The following is a 26,000-nucleotide window of genomic DNA, read 5'->3' on the forward strand; positions in this document are numbered from 1 at the left end:
ACGATATGAAAACCGCTGAATATTACCTGCTGGACGTATTTACCGATCAGCCTTTCTCGGGCAATCAGCTGGCGGTATTTTTAAACACCGACGGGCTGGCAACAGCTACCATGCAGGCAGTCGCCAATGAGCTTAATCTTGCCGAAACGGTCTTCTTAAGTGCGCCTATTGAGCCAAACCACTACCCGATGCGGATCTTTACGCCCACCCAGGAACTACCGTTTGCCGGCCACCCGACCGTCGGCACTGCGCAGCTTCTAGCCGAGCTTGGCTTAGTAAGCCGCACGCAAACGCTGGTGCTTCATCCACCCGTGGGAGAGCTAACCATTCGCTACTCGGGTGAGAACGCAGTGTTTACGACCGCAAGACCCGCCAGCATAACGCCAAGTACACTGGACCAGACAACGGCGGCGGCATTACTCGGCTTACAATCCCATCAGGTCGTCAGCACGCCGGTTATCTCATCCTGCGGGCTGGCTTTTCATCTGATCGAGCTGAGTGACTTGGCAGCCCTAAAAAACATACACATTTCAGCAAACATATGGGCAGAGGCCGTTGCCCCGAGCGGTGCGGAGCAAATATATCTCTACACAGGAGAAAATTCTGACCGCTCAGAAACAACGCTACGCAGCCGTATGTTTTCCAGAGAACATGGCCTTTGCGAAGACCCCGCAACCGGCAGTGCCGCAGCGGCATTAACCGGGTATTTGGCAACCCCGAACGAAACGGCGCACTGGACAATTCATCAAGGCGTTGAAATGGGCCGCGCCAGCGTTATTGAAACCACCCTGCATAACGGCCTGGTTCAAGTAGGCGGCAGTGCTGTGCTGGTGGGCAAGGGAGAGCTTTACTTGAGAGACTAACAAGCGGCTTGAAAGCCAACTAATCGCGCACTGATTGATCCAGGCATCATCATCCTGCCCAGCCGCTTTTCGGCCAACGGGCAATAACAGCGTGCGGCATAAGTTTGCCACATCAGTACCGCTCAACGGCCAGCGTCGCGAGTAGCACAGCGGCCAGGACGGTGTGGCTTCAATAGCAGCACCAACGCCACGCAGCACAGCAGCGCTACGATGAGATCAAACGTTAGCGCGGTGATTTGTTGACCGGCTACTATCCCCAGTAGGCCGATACCGACGACGGGCAGCGAGATCGCCAAATACGCAACAACGAAAAAAGACGATACCGTTGCCGCTTTGTGCTGAGGGGAACTGGCCGCCGATATCGCGCCCATGCCCGCCCGGAAGGTAATGCCCTGACCAATGCCCGCAACGATGGCGCCCAGTATGAAGCCCAGCAGTTGCTCGAAAGCAATCCCCCACGCAATGATGAGCACACCGACAAGCAGCACAGCGCACCCAATCGGCAATCTTCCAGGCTCCGGCAGCCGCCCCTGACCCATTTGCCCAACGGTCGAGGCGATAAACGGCAGCCCTGCCACACATCCTATCAACGCATGATTGGTGTAGCCCATTTGCTGGCCCAGGAAGGCGGGGGTTGCCGCAGTATAAAAACCGAACACCATAAAACCAGCAAACGCTGCGATAGCCGCGGGTATAAAAACGCTGCGCACCTCGGGAGGGATTTTAGGTGTTTGAACGCGAAGTTTGATATTCGCTGGGCGCGTAACCGTTTCAGGCGCTCGCCAGATACACACCACCGCTACCAGCGCTAACGCGAAGTGAATAGCAAACGGCAGCACCAACGGTGCCGCAAACAGCACGGCCAGCGCCCCCGCAAGTATCGGCCCGACACCTAACCCGACCATATTGGCGGCGGTAGCAACCAACGTGCTGGAGCGCCCCCAGGAACGGGGTGCCAGCTCCATGACAGCCACCGTGGCAGTACCCGTAAAGATACCCGCTGAAAGCCCCGAAAGTACGCGGCCGGTAAGCAACATGCCTAACCCATCGGCTTGCCAAAATACGATATCGCTTACCGCTGACAGGAAAAGCCCGGCAAGCAGCAGCGGCTTGCGCCCTAGCTGATCAGACCATTGCCCGGTAATCAATAACGCTGAAATGACCCCCACCGCATACGCCGCAAAGATGACGGTAATCATCAGATCCGAAAAACCAAATTCATGCTGATAGATCGGATAAAGCGGCGTGGGCAGCGTGGTGCCCACCATGGTGATCATGAAAGCGAGCGCCGCCCCTAAAAATACGCCTGCGCGCCGCGTATCCGGCGCTTGAGAAGTGCTCATAAATGTCCTTATCGAAAATACAGAGATCCATCTTCTCAGAAGGCGAGTCGAGAATGGGAACTCACATAGCCAACGAACGTTAATGGATGTGTTATGTCGCGGCCAACTGCTCTTGGGCAAGTTTTGCAAAGTGTGTGCGTGAGGGCTTTAGCCCTTTCACCGAGGGCCACGCCAACCATGCATCGGGCACCATAAAGCCCGGCAGCGCCTCGCGCACCCAACGGGCCAGAGCCTGATCTTCGCTGCTTTGCGCATGCCAATCAATAAAGGCAACGGGGCGCTCACCCCACTCGGGGTGTGGCACAGCAACCACCAGCGCTTGGGCAACGCCGGGGTGATCCACCAACCGCTGTTCGATGCTTTCCGGCTGAATGTTCTCACCGCCGGAGATAAAGCCGTTATCTAGCCGCCCTTCAACCACCAGTTCCCCCGTAGAGTTGAAATACCCCTTGTCCCGGGTGGCAAACCAGCCCTCGTCATTTAGGGCTGGGTCCAGCGCACCGTTACTTAAATAGCCGCTAAACAGGGTATCGCCCCGCACCTGTATTTCATTGTCGATGATCCGAACATCGCGCCCCGGAAGAGGCTTGCCGACAACACCTGGTGCCGTAGGAGTCCCCGTACAGACCTGGCTTGCCATTTCAGATAGCCCATAGCTAACTTTTGGCGCCAGCCCCAGCGAGGTCATGTGCTCAACCAAGGGAGCGGGGATCGCCGCTCCGCCCAGCAGCAGTTCGCGCAGCTGTGTCCTGGCGGGGTCAAAACCTGCTTGTAACAAGCGCCAGAGCTGAGTGGGTACCAGTGAAAGATGTGTAATAGGCTGTTGTTCCAGGCGTGCAGCCAGCGGCGCACTCCCATCATCCAGAATGACCCGGCCACCTGCGAGAAATACGCGAAAGGGGATCGCGTAGCCACCAATATGAAACAGCGGTAGCGACAAAAGCCAGCCGCTTTGTTGGTCAACAGGAATTAAGGCCGCCGAACCATTGGCCGAGGCCAGATGATTCCCCAGCCGGTGTAGTACCGCTTTAGGCATACCGCTGGAACCCGAGGTAAAAATCGTGTTACAGCGCTGATCGGTATTCAGCTGCACCGCTTGTTCGATAATTAGCTCTTCGGAAAAATCGAGGGTGATCGGCACTAGAGCAGATGACGTTACCTGCGCGTCACCCCGCTCGCCTTCCGTATAACAAATGCGGCTGGCCTGCAGGCGCTGGGCAAGCGCGTGCTGCTGGGTGCCTGGAAAGGCCGGGTTAAGCGGGCAGAAAACCACCCCGACACGCAGACAAGCCCAGGCCAATAATAACGAGACCAATGCGCCTTTGGCCGGGGCCATTAATTTGTCCCCAGGCTGAACCCCCTTTTGCGCCAGCTGTCGCGCCAACGCGGCGATACGCCTATCGAGCATTCGATAAGTAATCGTCGCTGAGCCACTGTGTAGCGCAATATGCTGCGGGGTTTCGGTGGCCCAATAGTTAATGGGGCAAGGTTGCATCACGCGGCACGCTCCTGGTTATTCCTGCATATCTTGATAGAGACACGTCGCTTGATAGAGGCACGTCAAGCGTCCAACAACGACCTCGCCTGCCGTGGTGGTTACCCGTTCAGCCAGCCAGTTTCCGGTATCCAGCCCTGGCGGTTCTGTAGGCGCCCATTGGCGGGCCAGCCGAGCCAGCAGGCCGAGACCAAGGTCAGACTCAAAACTTGAGGAAATAACCACCCGCAGATTATCTTCCCGTGCCCGTTGTACAAGTGCCTCGCAGGCGCTTAGCGCGCCTATCAACGTAGGCTTAATCACCAGGGCAGCAATATGAGGATGGGAATACCATGGCGCGTTACGTGACAACGTTTCATCCAGCGCAATCTTCACACCCGCTGCATCGGCCACGGCAATGGCGTCAGCAAAGGTGGGGCAGGGCTCTTCCAGATAGTCGATCTGTTCACGCGGTAGCTGTCGACAAAATCGCGTGGCCTCCTCACGCGTCCATCCGCCGTTGGCATCCAGAATCAGTTGGGTAGCGGGCAGCTTTTCAGACAGCCTGGCGACCAGCGCTAGCTCGTCGCTCATTGCGTAACGCGCTACCTTGAGTTTGAGGCGCGAAGGTGGCGGCTGCCCGCCCTTGCGTATGTTGTCTAACGCGCTATCCAGCATCGCGATCAGCGATACGGGCTCGCCTTGTAATAGTGGGTAAGGCGCTAACGCGGCGGGACAATGTGGGGGCCAAACGTGCTGTGCACAGTCGAACCCGAACTGTACCGAGGGGAGCGTGGGCACTGCTTCTTCACCGCGCTTCAAGGCGGTTAGGCAGGCCCTGCTTTCGGTCTCGGCATCGGTTAAGGTTTCTGCTGAAAAACCAGGCAGTGGCGCAATGTCACCCCACTGCCCGTTAATCGACACCAGCAGCCCTTCTCGCTGCGTGATCCGCTGGCCGTTAAACAGCAGCGGCTGGCGAAGTGGCAGCGCGTAGCGGTAAAGCGCTAATGGCATTAAGGGTTACGCGGATAACGTGAGAAATCCGGGGGCCGCTTCTCATTAAACGCGTTACGCCCCTCCTGGCCTTCATCGGTCATGTAATAGAGCATAGTGGCGTTACCCGCTAGCTCCTGCAGCCCGGCCTGGCCATCGCAGTCGGCATTCAGTGCCGCTTTCAAACAGCGTAACGCCATGGGGCTGTGCTGCAGCATCTCCCGACACCAGCGCACGCTCTCTTTTTCAAGCTCATCCAGCGGCACCACGTGGTTGACCAGGCCCATCTCCAGCGCTTGCGCAGCGCTGTACTGGCGGCACAAAAACCAGATTTCGCGGGCTTTTTTCTGGCCCACGATGCGCGCCATATACGAGGCACCGTAGCCGCCGTCGAAAGAGCCTACCTTGGGGCCGGTCTGGCCAAAAACCGCGTTATCCGCCGCAATGGTCAGGTCGCACATAAGATGCAACACATGCCCACCGCCAATCGCGTAGCCTGCCACCATGGCGACAACCGGCTTGGGGCAGGTCCGAATATCACGCTGAAAATCCAGCACGTTCAGGTGATGAGTGCCCTGCTCATCCTGGTAGCCGCCATAGTCACCGCGAATGCGCTGATCACCGCCGGAGCAGAATGCTTTATCGCCTGCGCCGGTGAGCAAAATCGCGCCGACGCGACTATCGTGACGTGCGCGACCAAGCGCCTGAATCATTTCGCTAACCGTCAAGGGGCGAAAGGCGTTACGCACCTCTGGGCGGTTGATGGTAATGCGTGCAATGCCCTCTTTAGAGACATGATACCGAATATCCTGGTAGTCGCCGGAGTGGTCCTGCCACTCAACCGGTTGATAGAGTTCCGCTTCTGTAAGTCCGTGGATCATTCAAAGTTCCCTGATTCATTATGTATTGGCGTCTTTCGGGCTTAGCGCAACATACCTGCCACGACCAGCCCTAGTGCCAGAAGGCTTAACAGCGCCGCAGCGCCATACATCAGCTTTTTATTGGTGGTATCGCGGCCCAAAATAAGGTCAAACATTCCGTGGCGCAGGCGATGGGCGGCATGAAAAAGCGGCAAACAGACCGCCGCACCAACAAATAGAAAGCCTGGCACGCTGAATAGCAGTGCCGATGCACGCTCATGGCTGAGTGCGTTGGCAGGTAGCCAGCCCAAGGGAAGCAGCACGGCAAAAAACAGGATGGCAGAGGGCAGTAGCACAGCAAAACAGACGCCACCTGCACTGAATAGCCCCCACCACAGCGACTCATCGTAGGCTTGGCGGTGGGGAGGCTGGTTCGTGCGCTGACTGTCCGTGCCTGGCATATTCATGGTTGGTTTAGTCATACAGACGTCCTCCCAAACAGCCAGATGAACAGCAGCAGTACGGCCAGAACGCCCGCCCACTGCCCCGCCACAATCGCCTTATCCGGCAGTTGGTAGTTACCGATGCGCAGCGGCATAACGCGAGGAAACAGCACAAAAAAGGTCGCCGCGTGAAACAGGCTAGCAGCTAGCGCCAAAAGGTTGAGCAGCAAAACGATGGGAGATCCCATAAAGGCGATCCATCGTTGCCAGCTCTCTGGGCCCTGGAGCAGCGCGACCATGCCCGCCAGTAGGCAGAGCAGGAAAAAAACCAGCGGTATCACCGTCGCTTCACGCAGCATATAGAGTTTAAAAAAGCGAAGTTTCAGCCACCAGTTACGTTTTAACGGCACAAAGCGTTGAGATGTCGACTTATCCATACCCTTTCTCCTAGCCCTTAAACAACGCAATTAGCGTGTGTTTAGCGGACGCCACTTTGCTCTGATTGATAGCCGCCGCTGGGTCAACATGTTTGGGACACACCTTTGAGCAAAAGCCCACAAAGGTGCAGCTCCACACGCCTTCATGGCGGTTCAATTCGTCCATTCGCTGCGTGCTGCCATGGTCCCGGCTGTCCAGGTTATAGCGATGCCCCAGCGCAATGGCTCCTGGGCCAATAAACTCAGGATTAAGCCCAAACTGCGGGCAAGCGGAGTAACAAAGCCCACAGTTGATACAGTTAGCGAACTGCTTGTAACGGGCAAGCTGCCGGGGCGACTGGCGATAGGTTTCTGGCGCCTTCGGATCAAAGGGCTTTACCGGGTTGTCGTCTATCAGATAGGGCTTAACGGCGGCCAGGTGATCGAGGAATATCTCCATATCAACCACCAGGTCGCGCTGTATGGGAAAGTGCGCCAACGGTTCAATGCGGATCTCATCGTCGAAGTCGCGCAGGAAGGTCTTACAGCCAAGCTTGGGGACGCCATTCACCATAACGCCACAGGAGCCACAGATCGCCATGCGACACGACCAGCGGTAGCTCAGAGTGCTGTCGAGCTGCTCTTTGATGTGATTCAACGCATCCAGCAATGAGGTGCTGTCGTCGACTGGCAGCTCATACTCCTGCCAATAGGGCTCGGTAGAATTGTCGGGTAAATAGCGTTTGACGCTGATGCGCCGGGTGGATACCTGCTGAGTACTCATGCCTTGCCTCCCTTGGACGCATCCCCATAGGTACGTTCTGCGGGCGCGGAAAAACGCACGTCTACCTCCTGCCATGCCAACCGCGCGTGTGCATCGCCTTGATAAAACACCTGGCTGTGCTTGAGGTAGTTAATGTCATCGCGCGTTTGCATACCGTCATCCAAGCGCTGGTGAGCGCCACGGGACTCACGCCGCTCCAGTGCACCAAGGCAAGATGCCTCGGCAATATCCAGCCCGTAGCCAAGCTCAATGCACTCAAGCAACTCTGTGTTGAATATTTTGCTGGTGTCGTTGACACGAATCTTCTGATAGCGCGCCCGCAGTTCACGAATCGTCTCCAACGACTGCCGCATACCCTCTTCGGTACGATAAATACCGCAGCCACTCTCCATGGCCTGCACCATGGCATGCTTAAGCGTCACCCACGTCTCGCCGCTGCCCTCGCCATCACAAAGATGCGCTAGTTTTGCCTGCTGATGGGCAGCCTGGGTTTCCAGAAGGTGCATGTCTGCCCACTCGGTTTGCGCCGCGCGCTGGCTTGCCTGCTCCCCCGCTAAACGACCAAACACCAGTAGCTCAGTGAGCGAGTTGGAGCCTAAGCGATTAGCACCATGCAGCCCAACAGAGGCGCATTCACCCGCCGCATAAAGCCCGGCAACCGACGTTTCACAGTAGGGATTGGTTTCAATACCGCCCATGGTGTAGTGCACCGCCGGGCGGATAGGGATCGGCTCTTTGACCGGGTCAACGTTAATGTAGGATTTAGCCAGCTCGCAGATAAAGGGCAGGCGCTCAAGAAGGTAGGCTTCGCCCAAGTGGCGCAGGTCAAGATAGACCACATCGCTATCGCCAAAGGTGCCAGTGCGGCCCGCCTGCTGCTCCTGCCAAAAGGCCTGTGAGAGCTTATCGCGAGGGCCCAGCTCCATGTACTTGTTTTCCGGCTTGCCCAGTGGGGTTTCCGGGCCCAGCCCGTAATCCTGAAGGTAGCGGTAGCCATCCTTATTGAGCAAAATACCGCCTTCTCCACGACACGCTTCGGTAATTAAAATGCCGGAGCCGGGAAGGCCCGTGGGGTGATACTGAACAAACTCCATGTCCCTAAGCGCCACACCGTGGCGATAGGCCATCGCCATCCCGTCGCCAGTCACGATCCCTGCGTTGGTATTAAAGCGAAACAGGCGCCCGGCACCTCCTGTTGCCAATATCACGGCTTTGGCGCGCAGCAGAATAAGCTCGCCGGTGGCCACTTGAAGGGCAATTACGCCGATGACAGCCCCTTCGTGCACGGCAAGATCAAGGACGAAATACTCATCGAAGCGCTCAATTTGGGAATATTTGAGCGAGGTTTGAAACAGGGTATGCAGCATGTGAAAGCCGGTTTTATCGGCGGCAAACCAGGTACGTGCGGTTTTCATGCCGCCAAAGCGGCGTACCTGCACATTACCATCCTCCTTGCGGCTCCAGGGGCAGCCCCAGCGCTCCATCTGCACCAGTTCCTGGTAGGCATGATGCACAAAATAGTCCACCACGCCTTGCTCAACCAGCCAGTCGCCACCCGACACAGTGTCGTCAAAATGCGCCTGATGCGTATCCTCCTCGCTGGTTACCGCCGCCGCACCGCCCTCAGCGGCAACGGTATGGGAGCGCATAGGATAGACCTTGGAAATCAGAGCGATGCTTTGAGAAATGCCCTGTGCCTTGGCGCTTTCTGCCGCGGCGATAGCGGCACGCAAGCCTGCGCCGCCTCCACCCACAATCACGATATCGAAATCTCGATGCTGCATGATGCTCCCTTTCTGTAGCCAGGCCAAAGGCGGTAGTGGCGACACGCTTCGATGCGGTGTCTTTTGGTTGAACTTATCACACTCCAGGTACGTGCTATCCCCACATGCCAGGCTCTATTGACGCATATCAAGAAATACACCTTTAAGACAGGCGATGCTTTAACAAGAGTAGTTAAGTTTAATTTCTCATTTATTAATTTTAATAAAGAATTCCAACTACAATTTTTAACTATTAGTCGCTATCGCCATTCTCTGCAACGTATGTAACCGCAAGCAGATGAAAATCAACCGCGATAGCAGTGAAGAGATTCGGCTGCTTTCGCAGCCAATAAGAGGGGGGCAGCTTGATATGAACAGTAGCGTGCAATCGGCATTTGACTGGAAGTTGTTGGCGCCGCTTGTAGTGGCCATTATCGTTGCGTTGATACCCACGCCTGAGGGGGTTGCCCCTCACGCTTGGTACTTCTTCGCTATTTTTCTGGGCTGTGTGGTTGGGCTGATTTTTGAACCCTTGCCAGGCGCGGTCATTGGGTTAATCGGCGTGACTCTGGTGGCGCTGCTCTCCCGCTGGGTGCTGTTTTCACCCGAACAGCTAGCGACCGAAGGCTTTAATGCTGCCAACCAGGCCTTTTCATGGGCAGTTTCGGGCTTCACCAACTCGACTGTATGGCTGATTTTTGGCGCGTTTATGTTCGCGCTGGGGTATGAAAAAACCGGGCTAGGCAGGCGCATATCACTTTGGCTGGTCAAGGCCATGGGCAAGCGCACATTAACGTTGGGCTACGCGGTAATGATCGCCGATGCGGTGCTGGCGCCTTTTACACCTTCCAACACGGCGCGTAGCGGGGGCACCATTTATCCGGTCATTCGCAATCTGCCGCCGCTTTACGACTCCCAGCCCAATGGCCCCAGCATGAAGCGCATGGGCAGTTTTCTGATGTGGACAGCGATCACCTCTACCTGTGTGACCAGCTCGCTGTTTCTAACCGCGCTTGCCCCCAACCTGTTGGCCATTGCTCTGACAGAAAGCGCTACCGGTATCCATATTAACTGGGGGCAGTGGTTTATCGCCGTAGCGCCCGCTGGCATTCTGCTGCTGTTGCTGGTCCCACTGCTCTGTTACTGGCTCTGCGCGCCAGAAGTGAAAGCCGGTGAAGAAGTGTCCAACTGGGCGCGGGATGAGCTGAACAAACTGGGGGCGCTTACTCGCCACGAGATACTGCTGGTCGTCATGGTCGTCTCTGCGCTACTACTGTGGATTTTTGCGGGCGATGTTGTGTCCGCCTCCCTGGTAGGCCTGGTGGTGATTTGCTGCATGCTGCTGACCGGTATCGTGAGCTGGAACGATATCCTCGACAATCGAGCCGCCTGGAATACCTTTGTGTGGTTTGCAACGCTGGTGGCGCTGGCAGGCGGGCTAAGCCAGGTCGGATTCGTCAACTGGTTTGGTGGCGTAGTGGGTGAACAAATCAGCCACTTTAATCCCGTCATGGCGATGGTGGCGCTCACGGTGATCTTCTATCTCCTGCACTACCTATTTGCCAGCGTCACGGCCCACGTTACCGCCCTGTTGCCGGTGATGCTGGCGGCGGCTTCCGGTATTGCAGGGTTGGATATGCAGATGTTTATCCTGCTGCTGCTCCCCACGCTGGGCTTTATGGGCATTATTACCCCCTACGGCACCGGCCCAAGCCCGGTTTACTATGGCAGTGGCTATCTGCCAAGCGCCCTTTATTGGCGGCTTGGGGCTATTTTTGGTCTGCTGTTCTTAGTGGCCTGGCTGGCTATCGGCTTGCCGTGGCTGCTGTTGATTAACTGAATCCAGGTGAGCGAGCCGTTTAGCCGAGGCGTTGATACCATCGGCTAATCGGTTCGGCGATGCTTTTTGCTTGCTCTGTATGCAGGTTGTGCCCGCCTTCAAGCGCTATAGGGTGCACGCGAGGGGCTATGTTAGCCAAGCGGGCGGCAAGTGTGTGAAATTTAGTATCCTGCCGACCTGAAAAGTAACCAATGGGAAGTGACGTTTCAGCCAGCCACGGCCACTGAGAAGACTGCCTGCCGAGCGACGTGCTTCGCAGCATTGTCGCCACGGACGGGCCATGATTGGCCAACCGCCGTTCAATCTGCCGCGCTCGCTGCGCATGTGTAAGGTCAGCAAAGACGGGCTGCCGATACCAGTCGGTAAGCACGCGTTCAAGAGGTTCCAGCGCAAAGCGTTGTGCCCAGCGTGCATCATGGGCCATACGCTCATCGCGCTCGCTTTCGGGCAAGCCTGGATGAGCGCTCTCCAGCCAAAGCGCCTCAAGCCCCGCAGGTTGGCGGCGGGCGTGATCAAGAGCCAAACGCCCACCCAGCGAGTAGCCCAGCAAGCAGTAGCGGTGAATATCCTGCGCGGCCAACGTATCGGTTAGCCAGTGGTGAAAAGCGGAGAAAGAGTCGACCGCCACTTGGTCATTTTGGCCATGGCCCGGTAAATCCAACGCCAGGCACGGCACATCTTTCAACGCGGCGATGACCTCCGCCCAATCGTGGCGATCACCTAACAAGCCGTGCAGCATAACCAGCGTTGGGCGTGGCTGGGCTTGCGCTTCATATTCAGCCTTCATGGTTATCGCGCCTACCTAGCGTTGCCGCCAGTGCCACAAGATCGTCTGCAACCTGCTGATGTGGCACGTTAAGCTCAATCAGTGTAACGCCCCTTTCCAGGGCTCGGGCATAGGCCGCATCGAAGCTCTCCAGCGAGCCAGGTGCGGCGTAGGCAAGCCCAAACATTTGCGCCGCGTACTCAAAACTCAAACCGTGTGGCTGACGGAAATAACGCTCAAGTAGCGCACCTTCCTTGGGCACTGGCAGCATATGAAAGATGCTGCCGCCATCATTATTGAGGATGATCACCACCAGCGGCTGAACGGCCTGCTTCAGCAGCGCCAGGCTATTAAGGTCATGCAGCGCACTGATATCGCCCACAATCAGCGTGGTGGGCTGGTCGCTGGTAGCGCTGGCGCCGTAGGCCGTGGCGATCAGCCCATCGATACCGGAAGCTCCGCGGTTGGTGAACACCCGCAAAGGTGCTGTGCGGTACGCGCCCAGCATGTTCATCAGCCTTGCGGGCATACTGTTACCCACAAACAGCTGCCCGGTTGCCTGCTGCAACACCCGATGACAAATGCCCAACTCTGAAAAGGTATTACAGCGTTGATTCACGATATTGCTGATGCGCTGTTGGCACTGGTTAAGCCGGTGCCAAGGGGTGCGCTCAGCACCTGTCCCAGTCTCACGCTCATGTTTATTTTCAGGTTCAAGCGCGGCCACCACGGCCTCGGGCGGGCAAATGAAACGGCGCTTAACGCTGTAATCAGGGTCGAGCCGCTGGGGGCGCGAGTCCACCAGCCAAACATCCTGCCAGGAATGACGAGCAATAAACTGCGTCAGGCGCTTGGAGATAAGACGCCCGCCAAATTGCAGCAACACATCGGCCCGCTCCAACTCCTCGACAAAATGAGGATCGTGCAGCGCCAGGTCAAAATGGATCACGTTTTGGCGGTCAAAACGTACCTGGCTTTGTAGATCCGCCAACAGTGGCCAGCCTAATCGACGTGATAACGTCACCACCTGCTGCGCTTGGTGCGGGTCATCTATACATCCCGCCACGATAACGCCTCGCTGACACGAAAAATCTGCCCACTCAGTAGAAAATACGGGCGCTTGCGTACTGGATACCCACTGGCTCCACGGCACTGAAGAGGCCAGCCAGCTTCCGAGAGGCGCCAGATAATCCGTGGCATCCTCTCTCTGGTGGCCGGGGTAAAGAGGCTCGCGGTAGCGGCAGTTAAAATGCACAGGGCCTAGCGTACGCTGCTGTTGATCAATGGACTGATCAATAGTGCTGAGTAGAAACGCGGCGCTCAGTTCAGGGCCAGGGGGCGGAAGGTCGTGATGCATCACGGTATGACGAGCAAAGATGTCGCGCTGGTCGATGGCCTGGTTACTGCCGTTATCCAGTAATTCAATAGGGCGGTCGGCTGAGAGCACTACCAGCGGCACACCCATTAGCTTGGCTTCTACGACGGCAGGATACAGATTGGCAACCGCCGTGCCCGAGGTGGTGATAACCGCTACCGGGCGGCCACTTCCGCGCGCAAGGCCCAGTGCCATAAAGGCCAGGCCACGCTCGTCAAAATGGCAGTGGCAGCGAAGCCCGGCATGCTCGCTGGCCGCCATGGTGAGCGGCGACGAGCGTGAGCCCGGCGCCAGCACAACGTCGCGCATGCCCAAGCGGTAAAGCTCCTCAAGCAGCAGTGCGGCCCACACATGGTTAAAGGTAGCGTGCTGAAGCGGAAAGCCGCGCGGCATGGCATTCGCGGTCATTGGTATTACCCCATGTTGAGCAGCGACATAATGTCGGCAATTTTGTTGTCCAGCTCACGCCACTCTGCATCAGGCTGAGAGCCCGCGACAATGCCCGCACCGGCATAAAGGCGAATTTCATTAGCGCCGATATGAGCACACCGGATAGCCACCGCAAGCTCCGTACTGGCCAGGCTCACCCGGCCAAACACACCCGCATACCAGCCCCGCTGGTGGCGTTCATGCTGGCGGATAAACGCCAGCGCCGATGCGCGGGGAACACCACCTACCGCTGGAGTAGGCGGCAAACTGGCAAGCAGCGTCTGGTCCGTTACCGTGTGATGTAGCTCAGCATGAATAAGGCGGCGGATATGCTGCACAGAGCGCAGCTTGAGAACATGGGCCTCCCCGGCTTGAACAACGCGAGACAAAGGCTCAAGCCGGGCAAGAATATCCTCATAAACGCACTGGTTCTCCAGGCTGTTTTTGGTATCTGCCAACAGTGCCTCGGCAAGGTATTGATCCTTTCGTGCATCAGCTCCACGATGGGTGGTACCTGCTAGCGCCTCGGTTACCAGCTGCGTACCCTCTCGCTGATAAAGGCGCTCCGGTGGGCAACCGATAAAGGCGGTCTCTGAATCCCACTGAATGCCTAATTGAAAGCACGCCGTCGCCTCTGCCTGCCAGCGGTCCAGCAGTGCCCAGGGCGATGGCGTTTTCGATGCATCGTCCGCGATAACCAAACGCGTCTCTCGTGATAACACCACTTTGGGCGTGTGGCACAGCTGATCAGCGTGGGTCACCTGGGACACCCACGCTGACCACGCCTGCTGGGCAGGGGCGTCATAACGTAAATAGGCATGCGGACGCAGAGGGGGTAGCGGTTGTTCTTGCTGGAGACTGGCTAGAAAGGCGCGTGCTTCGGCTATTTCAAGGTCGCCGCAGCGGTCGTCAAAGCGCAAATTGAGCGTCAGTAGCGCCCCCTGTTGTGAGCGCTTAAGTTCAACACGCGGCAATATGAAACAGCAGTTTTTGAATTTTTCCCAACCGGGCGACGTAGCATCAAACGCCATTCCGCCGAAATAGTCCGGCTGCTCATCAGGCAAGGTTGCGAGTTTGGCAAGGTCGGCCTGTAGCGTCTCAAGCGAATCGGCCGCGCTGACCATGCCTAGCGTCGCGTACTCAGGTGCGCCAGCGTCTCGCGCTTTCCAGTAGCCGCGCGGAAAAACCGTTTGCGCGTCCAACCACCCCATCAGGCTATCAACGCGGCAAGGCACGCTCAGGCGTATAACCCCCTGGATGGACGGCACAGACAACGCATCAAGCCGGTCCATAAGTTCAGCGACGCTGCCGCCTGTTACCCAGCGCATGTGTTCAGACAATCAGTGGCCCCGCGTCTCAGATAAATCGGGTGCGGCGCGTAATGCCCAGCCTCTGCTTGATATAGGGTAAGACCCAACGGTCCCCCCCAAAATGGCCAGCGTTCGCGCCCGCTACCAGTAAGAAAAAGGTTAACGCAATCATCCACGGGTTGGTGGAGACCGTACCCGCCATTAGAAACGACATATTCATTACAATAGCGAAGAAGCCTGCAAAGGAGGTCAGCACCCCCACGATCAAGCCCAACCCCACGAGTATCTCCCCAAGCGGAATCACCACATTAAACATACCCGCATAGGGCAGCGCAAAATGCTCCAAAAAAGCAACGTAGTTGGGATACACCATGCTCCCTTCCCGCATTACAGGGTTCGCCACCGCGTTACTCAGGAACCCTTGCGCATCAAAACCGCCCGTCAGTTTGCCGATCCCCAAACTGAGCCAAGTAATCCCAAGATAAAGCCGGAAGGCTAGCCAAACAAGCGCTGCATATTTGCTTTGTCTAAATAAGTCGCCGATCATCGAATTAACTCCTGTTAAGAGGGATTAACAATAGTTTGCGATAAGACACTGCTGCTTCTTTTGACGCAGGTCTAATTTTTAGCACTTAATAATACATAGCTACGCACGCCCTTTTAGTCATTTAACGTCATCACGACCAGGACACCAAAGCAATGGATCAACCCGACAAGCACCGCCCGTTCCAGGTTTGGTTATTAGCGGCCCGGCCTCGTACGCTGCCTTTGGCATGTGCCTCTATCCTGCTTGGCTCAGGCCTTGCGGCGCACGCACAAGGGTTTAATCCGAGCGTGCTACTCCTTGCCCTGCTAACGGCGATTGCCCTGCAAGTGCTTTCAAACCTGGCCAATGATTACGGCGATGCGGCAACGGGGGCGGATGATCACCAGCGCATAGGCCCGGTTCGCGCGGTCTCTTCAGGGTTACTAAGCCCACGCGCCATGCGCGGTGGAATGGTGGTGATGGCGGTCGTTGCCGCCCTGTGTGGGCTGTTGCTACTGCTGACGGCTTTTGGCAATCAGTGGGCGTCCATTCTCATCTTTATTCTACTGGGTGCTGCCGCGCTGCTGGCCGCGGTCACGTATACCGTAGGGCTGGGCGGCACGCCGTATGGCTACCGGGGGCTGGGAGATATTGCGGTCTTTATCTTCTTCGGCTTGTTAGGGGTGCTCGGCACGTACTACTTGCATGCACAACAACTGGACGGGCTTACACTACTGCCCGCCGCCGCTTGCGGGTTACTGGCAACCGCTGTATTGAACGTGAATAACGTGCGCGATATCGAAAGCGACACGCGCAACGGCAAGATCACTTTGGCGGTGCGCTTGGGCCGCGCTAACGCCATTACCTACCACTGGATATTGCTGGCAATGGCGCTACTGCTCACCGTGATTTATCTGGTCGCACTGCCCGCCCCCTGGCTTAGCTGGAGCTGCCTACTGGTTGCCAAACCGTTAACAGACGCTGCCAGAACGCTACACCACTCCACCGACGGTGAAACGCTTACCGGCATGCTGAAAAAAACCGCGCTATCGACGCTGATTTACAGTGTACTGCTCTCACTCGGCCTGGCGCTCTATTAAGAGAGGCCAGGCCGCCGCTCCTGTGCTTAAAGCACGACCTCATAACCTTCAAATTTGGGCGGCCCCAGGTAGATACCTTCCGGTGACTTGGCGCCCGCATGGGCCTTGCGAAACGCCTCTGACTGGGTCCAGGCGCGGAAAGCCGCTTCCGACTCCCATACGCTGTGGGAAATAAACACGGTGTGCTCTTCCTGGCTTGCGCCCTGCAACATGTTGAACTGTTTGAATCCGGGCACGTCGCTCAAGTGCGAATCACGCTTACGCCACACCTCCAGAAAATCCTCTTCGCGGCCTGGGGCAATCTGAAAACGGTTCATTGCGATATACATGACAACTCTCCTGCTGGGTTGGTCCTACCAAGTTAGTTACGCGGCGACAACTTGATGGTAACGTCACCGTTAAGTAACGAACAGCTTAGGCTTTAGAAGAAAGCTGCTTGAGCCTGCTGGTCGTGCCCACGCCCTATTATCTGCTGCCACCAGCAGATGCCAACAAGCCTGAAGTGCTGGGCTGCCTGGTCGGCAGCCAGGGTCGCTCAACGGGCAGGAGATCATAAGCCCCAACCCCATCGGGAAAAAACATCCCGTTTAGAATTTTCATCACCCATTTCCCAACTTGCGCTAATGACTAATAACAATCTGATTTTAGTACGTATAAACTCTAGCCCTTAAACAGTATTAATGCTGGCGGCTATCAATAGCCCTGTTATCAATGACGCTGTTATCCACAAGGAATTCTGCATGCTCCGCCCTGTTGGTAATTTTAACGCTGCGCTTTCATCTTCACTGCTAACACTGCGCAGCTGGGCAGGATTAGCGTGTGTGTTGTTGCTCTCTGGCTGTGCGACCTTTGCCCCCAACCCACCACAAGACCAGAGCAATATTTGCGAAATTTTCCGCGAACAGCCCACTTGGTACGACTACGCACGCGACTCTCAGGAGAAGTGGGGAACGCCCATTGCGACACAAATGGCGTTTATTCAGCAGGAGTCTTCCTTTAAAAGCCACATTCGTCCTGACCGCAAGTATTACTTGGGCTTTATCCCCGGCCCCCGCCCCTCTTCGGCAAAAGGGTATGCCCAAGCGCAGGACCCGGTATGGGGAGAGTACCAGGAGCAGGCAGGTAGCTTGTTTGCGCGGCGCACCAGCATGAAGCACGCCACCGACTTCATCGGCTGGTACAACCACCGATCCCAGCAGCAAGCAGGCATTTCATTAACCAATCCTGAGCATCTCTATTACGCCTACCACGAGGGCGCAGGCGGGTATCGACGTGGCACGTACCAGAGCAAGCCTCAGGTAATCAACGCAGCACGGCAGATCGTCGCTCGCACAAACCGTTATCAATCCCAGCTCAATGCCTGTGAAGCCGAATTTCAATGCCGCCGTTTTTATCAGGTCTGGCCCTTTTGCCGTAGCTAAGTAGCTTTATTATGTCCCTACTCATCGGTTCGTTCTTTGTTTTTGTAGTTTTTTTCACCTCGATGTTATCGGGTATCTTCGGCATGGCGGGCGGGCTGGTACTGATGTGGTTTCTGCTGCTCGCGTTCCCGGCGGCCAGCGCCATGGCCGTGCATGGGGCCATCCAGCTTACCGCTAACGGGTCGCGGGCATGGTTATCACGACGCTTTATTGTCTGGCGAACGGTCGCGTTTATGACGCTAGGCGTAATAAGCGCCGCTGGGCTACTGGTGTTGCTTGGCTATAGCGCCAATGCCGCCACGGTGTCACTGTTAATTGGCTTGATGCCCCTTCTGGTATGGATGCCCAAACGCTGGTTCCACCTCAACGCCAACCGAACGAGCCACGCGCTGCTTTGCGGCATGGCATCGGGTGGATTAACCATTGCCGCCGGAGTGTCCGGGCCGCTGATCGATATTTTCTTTGTACGCTCTCGAATGGATCGTCGTGAAGTGGTGGCCACTAAAGCAATGATTCAGGTGGTCGCGCATAGTATTAAAATTCTCTTCTACTTGAGTGCTGCGCTGGCGCTAGGTGCTGGGGATTGGGGTATGGTACTGCTGGCTGCACCGTTGGCTATCCTGGGCACTCAAGTAGGCACGCATGTGTTACATCGCCTTACCGATGCCAACTTCCGTACATGGACACGCTGGATTGTGACCGGTATTGGCATTTTCTATTTTGTCCAAGGGGTGTACTTGTTAAGCCTGTAAACGCGGTCGATTCTAAGCGGGTACGATAAGGCACATACCATTTATTGACACCTTCATTAACTGGCGCTATCGTCTCGATAGATGAAAATGAGAAACACTCTCTTTCTCTTATCGACGACTTGTTGACGAAGTACAGGCAAATGACATGACCAGTGAGCAGCGACAGCTTCGCCAGACTCTTGGGTTCTTACGAACCTCGTTCGAGGCGATTCAGCACTCAATTGCAGGCCGGCTGGACGACCCGCTGCCCTGCTGGCTGGATACTGGAATGCTTTCGATGCTGGCCGGAGAACTTAACCGCTGCTGCAAAGAGGCCAAACCGCTATTTGCCCCTCAAGTAGTTGAGCAAATTTTTCTCGCCGCCCAACAGTGCGAGCTACTGCTGAAACAGTGCCCCGGTGTACTCAATAGCGCTATCTGCCACCGGCAGTTAGCCGCGATTATGCTGCCGCTCAACAATGCCCTTCAGCTAATCGTCATACCTCCTAAACGGCGCTGGCCTTGGCAGCGAGATTGAGTTCATCGCGCTCAGGTACATCGTTACTTAGGCACGTCACTAGCCCGGTACGCTGTTAATCAACGGCGCCATCAATGAGTCATCCAAGCCCCATCTTTATCAAGGTGGGGTTTTGTTTTATGCCTGGCGACCTCATAACAAATCACAAGGAAGAGTGGTTGGCGCTTACTAGTAAACTGGTCTATTGTGTCATCACTTTAAAGCAGTGTACGTAACAGGAGTTAGCTGAATGGCATTTGAAGCACTTTTTACCCCGACCCAACTTGGTAGTCTGTCGATTCCTAACCGCGTCATCATGGCACCGCTCACACGCGCACGCACACCGGATAGCGTGCCTGGCAAACGGCAGCAAGCCTACTATGGGCAACGGGCTGGTTCAGGCCTGATTATTAGTGAAGCAACCAATATCTCTCCCACTGCCCGTGGCTACGTCTACACCCCAGGCATTTGGACCGATGAGCAGGAAGCGGGCTGGAAGGAAGTCGTCAACACGGTGCATGCCAAAGGCGGTCGAATTGCGCTGCAACTTTGGCACGTTGGGCGTGTTTCCCACGAGATGGTGCAACCCAATGGCGAACAGCCGGTCGCGCCCAGTGCGCTTAAAGGTGAAGGCGCCCAGTGTTTTGTTGAGTTTGAAGACGGTAGCGCAGGCCAGCACCCCACCAGCACACCGCGCGCGCTGGAAACCGACGAGATCCCCGGCATTGTGGATGACTACCGCCAGGCGGCAGTGCGTGCCAAGCGTGCGGGTTTCGACATGGTTGAAGTGCACGCGGCCAACGCCTATTTGCTGAATCAGTTCCTGGCCACCGGCACTAACCAGCGTACCGACCAATACGGTGGCTCGCTGGAAAACCGTGCGCGCTTCCCGCTGGAAGTGGTCGATGCCGTTGTTGACGTATTTGGCGCTGACCGGGTTGGCATTCGCATGACGCCGTTTATCGAGCTGTTTGGATTAACCGACGATGAGCCTGAAGCGATGGCGTTCTATATGGCGGATCAGCTTTCCAAGCGTGGCCTTGCCTATTTGCATCTTAACGAGCCTAACTGGGCCGGTGGCGACATTCAGTTCCCTGACGGTTTTCGCGAGCAGATGCGCGAGCGCTTTAGCGGCAGCCTGATCTACTGCGGTAACTATAACGCCGAACGTGCCGAGGCCCTGCTCGGTTCAGGCAACGCGGAAGCCGCCGCCTTTGGCCGTCCGTATATCGCCAACCCCGACCTGGCAGAGCGTTTTTATAAGAACGCACCATTGAATGAGCCTGATCACGCCACCTTCTACGGTGGCGACGAGAAAGGCTATACCGATTACCCGTTTATGGATAACGGTTATGATCGTATTGGTTAATACGCCGACGTAAATGCGTGTTCATAACAGCAAAAAGCACCACTTGTGTGGTGCTTTTTGCATATATATTCATGTTAGAACGCTGTTACTATAAAAGCTCTGATTACCAGGTCACGTCTTTTAAACGCGGATGTATTGGATATCCACCACCAGCCGGTAACGGAAGCGACCTACGCCTCCATTATCGGCTGATGAGTTCACGCTCAATGCCTTAGCCGTTGATGATGGTGCTGTTTACACCACGCCTTGGCTACGCAGGTAGTCGTCATAGCTGCCGCTGAAGTCGACAATGCCGTCAGGCTGCATATCGATAATGCGTGTGGCGAGTGACGACACAAACTCACGGTCGTGGCTGACAAACACCAGCGTACCGGGATAGTTTTCCAGCGCGAGGTTTAGCGCCTCAATGGATTCCATATCCAGGTGGTTGGTCGGCTCATCCATCAGCAGTACGTTAGGATTAGTCAAGGTTAACTTGCCAAACAGCATGCGTCCCTGTTCACCGCCGGAAATGACCTTGATGGACTTTCCAATATCGTCGCTTGAGAACAGCATGCGCCCCAGCGCACCGCGTACGACTTGCTCGCCCCCCTGGGTCCACTGCCCCATCCACTCGAAGAGCGTCATATCGACGGCAAAGTCATCGGCATGATCCTGAGCAAAGACGCCAACTTCGGCCGCATCGGTCCACTTCACTTCGCCTTTATCGGGGCGAAGGTCGCCCGCCAGAGTTTTCAGCAGGGTCGTTTTGCCGATACCGTTGGGGCCGATGATCGCAATACGCTCACCCGCTTCGACGGACATGGAGAAGCGCTCAAACAGCGGCGCACCGCCATCGTAGCCTTTGGTGATCGCATCCACGTTGACCGCATTACGGTGAATCTTCTTGTTCTGGTCAAAGCGGATAAACGGACTTACCCGGCTGGAAGGCTTGATGTCTTCGAGCTTGATTTTATCGATCTGGCGCGCCCGCGAGGTCGCCTGTTTGGCTTTCGAGGCGTTCGCCGAAAAGCGGCTAACAAACTGCTGAAGCTCGGCAATTTGGGCTTTTTTCTTGGCGTTATCCGAGTGCTGACGCTCACGCGCGGCAGTTGCTGCCGTCATGTAGTCGTCATAGTTACCCGGGAACAGGGTAATCTCACCATAATCCAGGTCCGCCATATGCGTACATACGCTGTTCAGGAAGTGGCGGTCGTGAGAGATGATAATCATGGTGCTGTTACGCGCCGTCAGAATATCTTCCAGCCACCGGATCGTGTTGATATCCAGGTGGTTGGTAGGCTCGTCGAGCAGCAATACATCAGGGTCTGAAAAGAGCGCTTGGGCAAGCAGCACGCGCAGCTTCCAACCGGGAGCCACTTCACTCATAGGGCCGGTATGCTGCTCAATGGGAATCCCCAGGCCCAGAAGCAATTCACCGGCACGGGATTCGGCAGTGTAGCCATCCAGCTCAGCGAAACGCACTTCCAGGTCGGCCACGGCCATACCGTCTTCTTCGCTCATTTCCGGCAGGCTGTAGATGCGTTCGCGTTCCGCTGCAACCTTCCAAAGCTCGGTATTGCCCATGATCACAGTGTCGATGACCCGCTCATTCTCATAGGCGAACTGGTCCTGGCGCAGCTTGCCCAGCCGCGTGCTGTTATCCAGCATGACCTGGCCGGAGGTTGGCTCAAGCTCGCCACCCAGAATCTTCATAAAGGTCGACTTGCCGCAACCGTTAGCGCCAATCAGCCCGTAGCGATTGCCGTTGTTGAATTTGACGGAGACGTTCTCGAACAGAGGCTTGGCCCCGAACTGCATGGTGATATTGGCGGTTGCGATCAAGATGGTGACCCTGGTTAGCGGAGTAATTGCGCGTACAAAGGCTCGCGATTCTACGCGCTCTTGGACAACGTTACACCCTTCGCCTAACGCAGTGTGCTATCGGGGGCGGGCAGCTCCAGCAGAAAGCGTTGCCCATCAATCGCTTGGCATAGCCGAGAGTGCAAAATATCGACAATACCGGAATGTTCACCGACCAGCCTTGTGGTCGCAACATTAAGCGTAGGGTGACGCTGTTGAGCGGCCTGGCAAATCTCGGCAATATCACCCTCTTCCCCTGCATGCCTGCCCGGCGAGAGAAACAGCATCGCCAGAACGACCGGCCCATCGTGAAAATCGGGGTTATCCAGCAGGTTTTGCAACAGCGGCTCGTTAAAGCGATACGCCTCACCTTCACGCCGTTCCATGGACGCTGCGGCCACGCAAGCAACCTCATCCGCTAACAGCACGCTCAACTGCCCGGCCAGCCGATTGCGCACGGCCGTAACTTCAGGAATAGGGCTGCCATGGTCGACAAGCGCAACCCGGGGGCGCGTACCGTTAAGATGCTCGCGTACGTTGTCAGCCAACAGCCTGGCCAGCCGCAGGTCGTTATCACCCTGCTCGTCCACCAACGGCTGGGCAACTCGTACACTCACGTTAGGAAAGCGCGCTTGCAGGGTCGCCATACGTTCGGGTAGATAGTCGGTCAAGGCCTTGCTTGGCCCAAAAAAGAACGGCAAAACGATGATCTCGGTAGCCCCTTGCTCCGCGCTGCGCTCAGCGGCAGGCCCAAGGGTAAGTGCGGGAGTGCCCTCTAGTTCATCAGCCGGGATTTTATGGGAGTGGAGCAGTGACGCGGCGCACACCGCCTCGCCTGTTTGTTGGCTGAGCAAGACCGCTATACGGCGTAAATTGCGGGTGGCGGCCGGGCGTAATGAGCCATTATCGACCAGAAAAATAGCGCGCATGAGTGCTCCAGGGGAGAGTGCCTGGTCATGTTACCATGGCATTTTAAACCACGTGACGGGGCCCATGTTGATCGATACTACTGCCATCAACCAGCAGCGCCACTGCTTCGATGCAGATGCGGAAATCTGGATTTTCGGGTACGGATCGCTGATCTGGAAAGCGGATTTTCCCTTCCTGGAAAAACGCAGTGCTTATATTACCGGTTGGGAACGCCGCTTCTGGCAAGGTTCCCATGATCATCGTGGCACGCTGGAAGCGCCTGGTCGCGTGGTCACTCTCACACCTGTCCCAGGGGCTATTTGCCACGGCATGGCCTACCGCATTACTCCCGAGACGTTAGCGCCGTTGGATCACCGCGAGAAAAATGGCTACTTGCGCGAGTTAACGCCCCTGTTTTTTACGGACAGTGACTCAAGCACTAACGAGGGTGATCAAGCGCAAACGCAAGGGCTGGTGTATCTGGCAACCGACGATAACCCCGCCTTTCTAGGCCCAGCGCCGCTTGATGATATGGCCCGCCAGATTGCTCACGCGTCTGGCCCTAGCGGCCCCAACCGTGACTACCTGGTTAATCTGGCTCAGGCACTGCGGCATTTAAACGTCGATGATGCACATATTTTCGCGTTGGAGCAGCAGTTAAACCGCCTTTAGTTCCACTATCAATCGTACGGACACTACCAATAGCGCGGATAGCGGCGATGGCGTGCCAGGTTATTAACCAAAATTGCGATCGCCAGCATCACCACACAGCCCATGCCGATGGGCAGCAGCGGGTACCACCAGCCCAGGTTATGCACACTGGCACCACCACCTACCGCAATAAGCGCCGCAGCAGCGCCGGGCGGATGCACCGTATGGGTTAATTGCATAATCAGAATGGAAAGCGATACCGAAAGCGCCATGGAAAGAGGCGTTGCCCCCAAAAGCTGGTAACAGCCCACCCCAATACACGCTGACAGGACACTGCCAAACAGCACATGGCTGGGCTGCGCAAACGGACTTTCCGGTGCGGCATAGATCAGTACCGACGTTGCCCCAAACGAACCCACAATCAGCAACTGCTGGGAAAGCCATGCCGAGCTTAACCAGCAAATCACCGCCATACCGGTAAATGCGCCCAACCATGACCATACAGCATCCTGCCAACCTACCCGATTGCGCTGAATACGTTCGCCCCGCATTTTGCCAAGATACGTTTTCATCTCGCTCTCATTGCACTAAAGAAGTGCGAAATGATGGCAAATTGCACCAAATAGGCAAATGATAAATGGTCATAGCGTTATGAATGCGTTTCAAAACATTATCGGGCGGACTGATTAACGCCATCAATACAGATACTTAGCAAGCTTACTTGCATCATCGTTATGATGACGCTAATCACATAATGAGCCAAGAAAGAATAAATAGCGCCAGTAAAATCCGTACAATGGCGCCAAACAACGATCCGCGTAACAACGCTCGCACACCACCCCACAATAGATAAAGCCCTATGATTAACACCAGAAGGCTAAAAAATGACGCGTTGATCCCCAGCGAACGACTGAGCCCATCGACAAACTCTTCAAGGGCACCGAAGAAGTTGGTAAAAATAGCCAATAGGAACTCAACCACTGTACGAATTACATCGCCGATGGTTTCCCCCACCCTGTCAAAAAAACCATTTGCCTGCATGCAATATCCCCAACCATAACCATCGTGTTGATTGGCATTGTCAGCTAAAACCCAGCAACGGGCAAAATAATGCGCTCGTTTACAAGGAGAGTATTGCTCCTAAAGGGGGAAGCTGCCCTGTTACCATTTTATCCACTGTAGTCTCTGATAAGCTGCTAATTCATTTTTCTAACGGCTACTATCAATGCTCAACCAGCGCGCTCTGAACTATCTTAACGAGGTAATTCGCAGAGGTTCGCTGCGCCGTGCAGCAGCTTACTTGGATGTCGATGCGTCGGCGCTTAGCCGGCAAATAAAGGCGTTGGAAGAGGAGCTGGGCGTCAAGCTGTGCGAGCGCCACGGCGGAGGCATGCATCCCACCCAAGCCGGACAACTGTTGGTACACCATTTTCATACCCAGCGGGCTCAGGAAGAGGCTGTTTTATCACAGTTAATGGAACTGCAAGGGTTGACGCGCGGAGATGTACGTATCGCCGTAGGTGAGGGGTTTATCGCTGACTTGATCGCCAAGCCTCTGGGCGACTTTATGTCGACGTTTAATGGCATTAATGTCGAGATCCGGATGGCCGGTGTCAATGAGGCAATATCACTGCTTAAGGATCGCGAAGTAGAACTTGCGCTACTCTACGCCCCCCCGGTTGACCCAGCACTCTACTGCCATGTGGAAACCTGTCAGCCGCTGGATCTAATTGTGCCTCCTGGCCATCCACTTTGCACGTTGCACCGCCCTATCAACTTGAACGATTTACTCCCTTGGCCGCTAGGCCTTATGGATAACCCTTTTGGGATGCGCCAAATGGTCAACATGGTGGCCCACCATGAGCGCGTTCACCTTGAGGCACGTCTCCATACAAATTCGGTAGCCGTACTCAAGAACTTTGTACGCTCAGGCATTGGTGTCACCTTCATGCCCGAACTCACTATTATTGATGAGATTGAGCGTAACGAAATTACTAGTCTGCCCATGAAATATTCATTGATGAATGATGCGCGTGCACAGATTGTCAGCCTCCTAGGCCAAGAACTCACTGTTGCCGGGCATGCCTGCGTGAAACACCTTAATAAAGGCATGCGTTTTTTTTCCAGTAATGCGCCCCGCCTGTTGCGTTAAAGACAACGCTTTAAGTATTGAATAGTCAACGCATCAATGCTTAGTCTTCTTACGTCAATCATAAAAACACTCTAGCAAGATACATCCTGATAACTGCCTTTTATATTATAAACAAGGAGATCT

26 protein-coding genes are annotated in these 26,000 nt (G+C 55.8%); 9 read left to right on the plus strand and 17 right to left on the minus strand.

Going from position 1 to position 26,000, the window contains the following annotated elements:
* Window positions 1–5 precede the first annotated feature (5 nt).
* Complete coding sequence (locus ACT3TC_RS04005; RefSeq protein WP_444639207.1) at window positions 6–863, plus strand: PhzF family phenazine biosynthesis protein; 858 nt, start codon at window positions 6–8, stop codon at window positions 861–863.
* A gap of 122 nt (window positions 864–985) precedes the next feature.
* On the opposite strand, the gene ACT3TC_RS04010 is transcribed toward ACT3TC_RS04005, so the two are convergent.
* The 8 genes from ACT3TC_RS04010 to frdA all read right to left on the minus strand — a co-directional run bounded on the left by ACT3TC_RS04010 (window position 986) and on the right by frdA (window position 8,960).
* On the minus strand, window positions 986–2,206 hold the full coding sequence (locus ACT3TC_RS04010) for an MFS transporter (RefSeq protein WP_444639208.1): 1,221 nt from the start codon (window positions 2,204–2,206) through the stop codon (window positions 986–988).
* Between the two features lie 91 nt (window positions 2,207–2,297).
* A complete protein-coding gene (gene menE / locus ACT3TC_RS04015; RefSeq protein ID WP_444639239.1) occupies window positions 2,298–3,701 on the minus strand; it encodes an o-succinylbenzoate--CoA ligase in 1,404 nt (467 codons plus the stop codon).
* Window positions 3,702–3,719: 18 nt separating this feature from the next.
* Complete coding sequence (gene menC, locus ACT3TC_RS04020; RefSeq protein WP_444639209.1) at window positions 3,720–4,694, minus strand: o-succinylbenzoate synthase; 975 nt, start codon at window positions 4,692–4,694, stop codon at window positions 3,720–3,722.
* Window positions 4,694–5,554 carry a 1,4-dihydroxy-2-naphthoyl-CoA synthase gene (menB, locus tag ACT3TC_RS04025; RefSeq protein WP_193054219.1) on the minus strand — a complete coding sequence of 287 codons (861 nt, stop codon included), beginning with the start codon at window positions 5,552–5,554 and terminating at the stop codon, window positions 4,694–4,696. The genes menC and menB overlap by 1 nt, the downstream gene beginning before the upstream one ends.
* Window positions 5,555–5,595: 41 nt before the next feature.
* Window positions 5,596–6,015, minus strand: coding sequence for a fumarate reductase subunit FrdD (frdD, locus tag ACT3TC_RS04030; RefSeq protein WP_444639210.1), 420 nt, complete (start codon window positions 6,013–6,015; stop codon window positions 5,596–5,598).
* Window positions 6,012–6,413: a fumarate reductase subunit C gene (locus ACT3TC_RS04035; RefSeq protein WP_444630890.1), complete on the minus strand. Its 402-nt coding sequence runs from the start codon at window positions 6,411–6,413 to the stop codon at window positions 6,012–6,014. Before ACT3TC_RS04035 ends, frdD begins: the two co-directional genes overlap by 4 nt.
* 10 nt (window positions 6,414–6,423) lie before the next feature.
* A complete protein-coding gene (locus ACT3TC_RS04040) occupies window positions 6,424–7,176 on the minus strand; it encodes a succinate dehydrogenase/fumarate reductase iron-sulfur subunit (protein WP_193054216.1) in 753 nt (250 codons plus the stop codon).
* Window positions 7,173–8,960, minus strand: a complete 1,788-nt coding sequence (gene frdA / locus ACT3TC_RS04045; protein WP_444639211.1) for a fumarate reductase (quinol) flavoprotein subunit — start codon at window positions 8,958–8,960, stop codon at window positions 7,173–7,175. The genes ACT3TC_RS04040 and frdA overlap by 4 nt, the downstream gene beginning before the upstream one ends.
* Before the next feature lie 277 nt (window positions 8,961–9,237).
* Between frdA and ACT3TC_RS04050 the strand changes: the two genes are divergently transcribed.
* Window positions 9,238–10,779: an anion permease gene (locus ACT3TC_RS04050; protein ID WP_444639212.1), complete on the plus strand. Its 1,542-nt coding sequence runs from the start codon at window positions 9,238–9,240 to the stop codon at window positions 10,777–10,779.
* A 19-nt stretch (window positions 10,780–10,798) separates the two neighbouring features.
* On the opposite strand, the gene menH is transcribed toward ACT3TC_RS04050, so the two are convergent.
* Genes menH through ACT3TC_RS04070 form a run of 4 tightly spaced genes read right to left on the minus strand, consistent with a single transcriptional unit; the run spans window position 10,799 to window position 15,206 of the window.
* Window positions 10,799–11,566: a 2-succinyl-6-hydroxy-2,4-cyclohexadiene-1-carboxylate synthase gene (menH, locus tag ACT3TC_RS04055; protein WP_444639213.1), complete on the minus strand. Its 768-nt coding sequence runs from the start codon at window positions 11,564–11,566 to the stop codon at window positions 10,799–10,801.
* Window positions 11,556–13,328 (minus strand): 2-succinyl-5-enolpyruvyl-6-hydroxy-3-cyclohexene-1-carboxylic-acid synthase, encoded by a 1,773-nt coding sequence (menD, locus tag ACT3TC_RS04060; RefSeq protein ID WP_444639214.1) that lies wholly within the window; start codon window positions 13,326–13,328, stop codon window positions 11,556–11,558. Before menD ends, menH begins: the two co-directional genes overlap by 11 nt.
* 5 nt (window positions 13,329–13,333) lie before the next feature.
* On the minus strand, window positions 13,334–14,689 hold the full coding sequence (locus tag ACT3TC_RS04065) for an isochorismate synthase (protein ID WP_444639215.1): 1,356 nt from the start codon (window positions 14,687–14,689) through the stop codon (window positions 13,334–13,336).
* A 16-nt stretch (window positions 14,690–14,705) separates the two neighbouring features.
* Window positions 14,706–15,206 (minus strand): DoxX family protein, encoded by a 501-nt coding sequence (locus ACT3TC_RS04070; RefSeq protein WP_172117882.1) that lies wholly within the window; start codon window positions 15,204–15,206, stop codon window positions 14,706–14,708.
* 152 nt (window positions 15,207–15,358) lie between these two features.
* Here ACT3TC_RS04070 and ACT3TC_RS04075 point away from each other — a divergent pair, with 152 nt between their 5' ends.
* Window positions 15,359–16,285 (plus strand): 1,4-dihydroxy-2-naphthoate polyprenyltransferase, encoded by a 927-nt coding sequence (locus ACT3TC_RS04075; RefSeq protein ID WP_444639216.1) that lies wholly within the window; start codon window positions 15,359–15,361, stop codon window positions 16,283–16,285.
* A gap of 26 nt (window positions 16,286–16,311) precedes the next feature.
* Here the strand turns inward: ACT3TC_RS04075 and ACT3TC_RS04080 are convergent, their stop codons facing one another.
* A complete protein-coding gene (locus tag ACT3TC_RS04080; RefSeq protein ID WP_172117880.1) occupies window positions 16,312–16,614 on the minus strand; it encodes an antibiotic biosynthesis monooxygenase family protein in 303 nt (100 codons plus the stop codon).
* A 411-nt stretch (window positions 16,615–17,025) separates the two neighbouring features.
* Here ACT3TC_RS04080 and ACT3TC_RS04085 point away from each other — a divergent pair, with 411 nt between their 5' ends.
* The 4 genes from ACT3TC_RS04085 (at window position 17,026) to ACT3TC_RS04100 (ending at window position 20,323) form a co-directional block, all read left to right on the plus strand.
* Complete coding sequence (locus ACT3TC_RS04085; RefSeq protein WP_444639217.1) at window positions 17,026–17,706, plus strand: transglycosylase SLT domain-containing protein; 681 nt, start codon at window positions 17,026–17,028, stop codon at window positions 17,704–17,706.
* Window positions 17,707–17,717: 11 nt separating this feature from the next.
* Window positions 17,718–18,458 (plus strand): TSUP family transporter, encoded by a 741-nt coding sequence (locus ACT3TC_RS04090; RefSeq protein WP_444639218.1) that lies wholly within the window; start codon window positions 17,718–17,720, stop codon window positions 18,456–18,458.
* 145 nt (window positions 18,459–18,603) lie between these two features.
* Entirely contained in the window at window positions 18,604–18,975 is a 372-nt protein-coding gene (locus ACT3TC_RS04095) for a hypothetical protein (RefSeq protein ID WP_172117878.1), read from the plus strand.
* A gap of 229 nt (window positions 18,976–19,204) precedes the next feature.
* The gene (locus ACT3TC_RS04100; protein ID WP_444639219.1) at window positions 19,205–20,323 is read left to right on the plus strand and encodes an alkene reductase; all 1,119 of its coding nucleotides are present in this window, start codon (window positions 19,205–19,207) and stop codon (window positions 20,321–20,323) included.
* Window positions 20,324–20,557: 234 nt separating this feature from the next.
* Here the strand turns inward: ACT3TC_RS04100 and ACT3TC_RS04105 are convergent, their stop codons facing one another.
* Together ACT3TC_RS04105 and ACT3TC_RS04110 are read right to left on the minus strand one after the other, a co-directional pair.
* Window positions 20,558–22,147 (minus strand): ABC-F family ATPase, encoded by a 1,590-nt coding sequence (locus ACT3TC_RS04105; RefSeq protein ID WP_444639220.1) that lies wholly within the window; start codon window positions 22,145–22,147, stop codon window positions 20,558–20,560.
* Between the two features lie 83 nt (window positions 22,148–22,230).
* Window positions 22,231–23,094, minus strand: a complete 864-nt coding sequence (locus ACT3TC_RS04110; RefSeq protein ID WP_444639222.1) for a sirohydrochlorin chelatase — start codon at window positions 23,092–23,094, stop codon at window positions 22,231–22,233.
* 64 nt (window positions 23,095–23,158) lie between these two features.
* Here ACT3TC_RS04110 and ACT3TC_RS04115 point away from each other — a divergent pair, with 64 nt between their 5' ends.
* Window positions 23,159–23,746 (plus strand): gamma-glutamylcyclotransferase, encoded by a 588-nt coding sequence (locus tag ACT3TC_RS04115; protein WP_444639224.1) that lies wholly within the window; start codon window positions 23,159–23,161, stop codon window positions 23,744–23,746.
* Between the two features lie 23 nt (window positions 23,747–23,769).
* Here ACT3TC_RS04115 and ACT3TC_RS04120 read toward each other — a convergent pair whose 3' ends face one another.
* Together ACT3TC_RS04120 and ACT3TC_RS04125 are read right to left on the minus strand one after the other, a co-directional pair.
* Complete coding sequence (locus ACT3TC_RS04120) at window positions 23,770–24,297, minus strand: HPP family protein (RefSeq protein ID WP_441677372.1); 528 nt, start codon at window positions 24,295–24,297, stop codon at window positions 23,770–23,772.
* A gap of 175 nt (window positions 24,298–24,472) precedes the next feature.
* Window positions 24,473–24,766: a hypothetical protein gene (locus ACT3TC_RS04125; RefSeq protein WP_087110915.1), complete on the minus strand. Its 294-nt coding sequence runs from the start codon at window positions 24,764–24,766 to the stop codon at window positions 24,473–24,475.
* A gap of 184 nt (window positions 24,767–24,950) precedes the next feature.
* On the opposite strand from ACT3TC_RS04125, the gene ACT3TC_RS04130 reads away from it, so the two are divergent.
* Window positions 24,951–25,877 carry a LysR family transcriptional regulator gene (locus ACT3TC_RS04130; protein ID WP_444639226.1) on the plus strand — a complete coding sequence of 309 codons (927 nt, stop codon included), beginning with the start codon at window positions 24,951–24,953 and terminating at the stop codon, window positions 25,875–25,877.
* The last annotated feature ends 123 nt before the right edge of the window (window positions 25,878–26,000 follow it).

The organism is Halomonas sp. AOP27-A1-41, assembly GCF_052378605.1.
Lineage (GTDB): Bacteria > Pseudomonadota > Gammaproteobacteria > Pseudomonadales > Halomonadaceae > Vreelandella > Vreelandella citrativorans.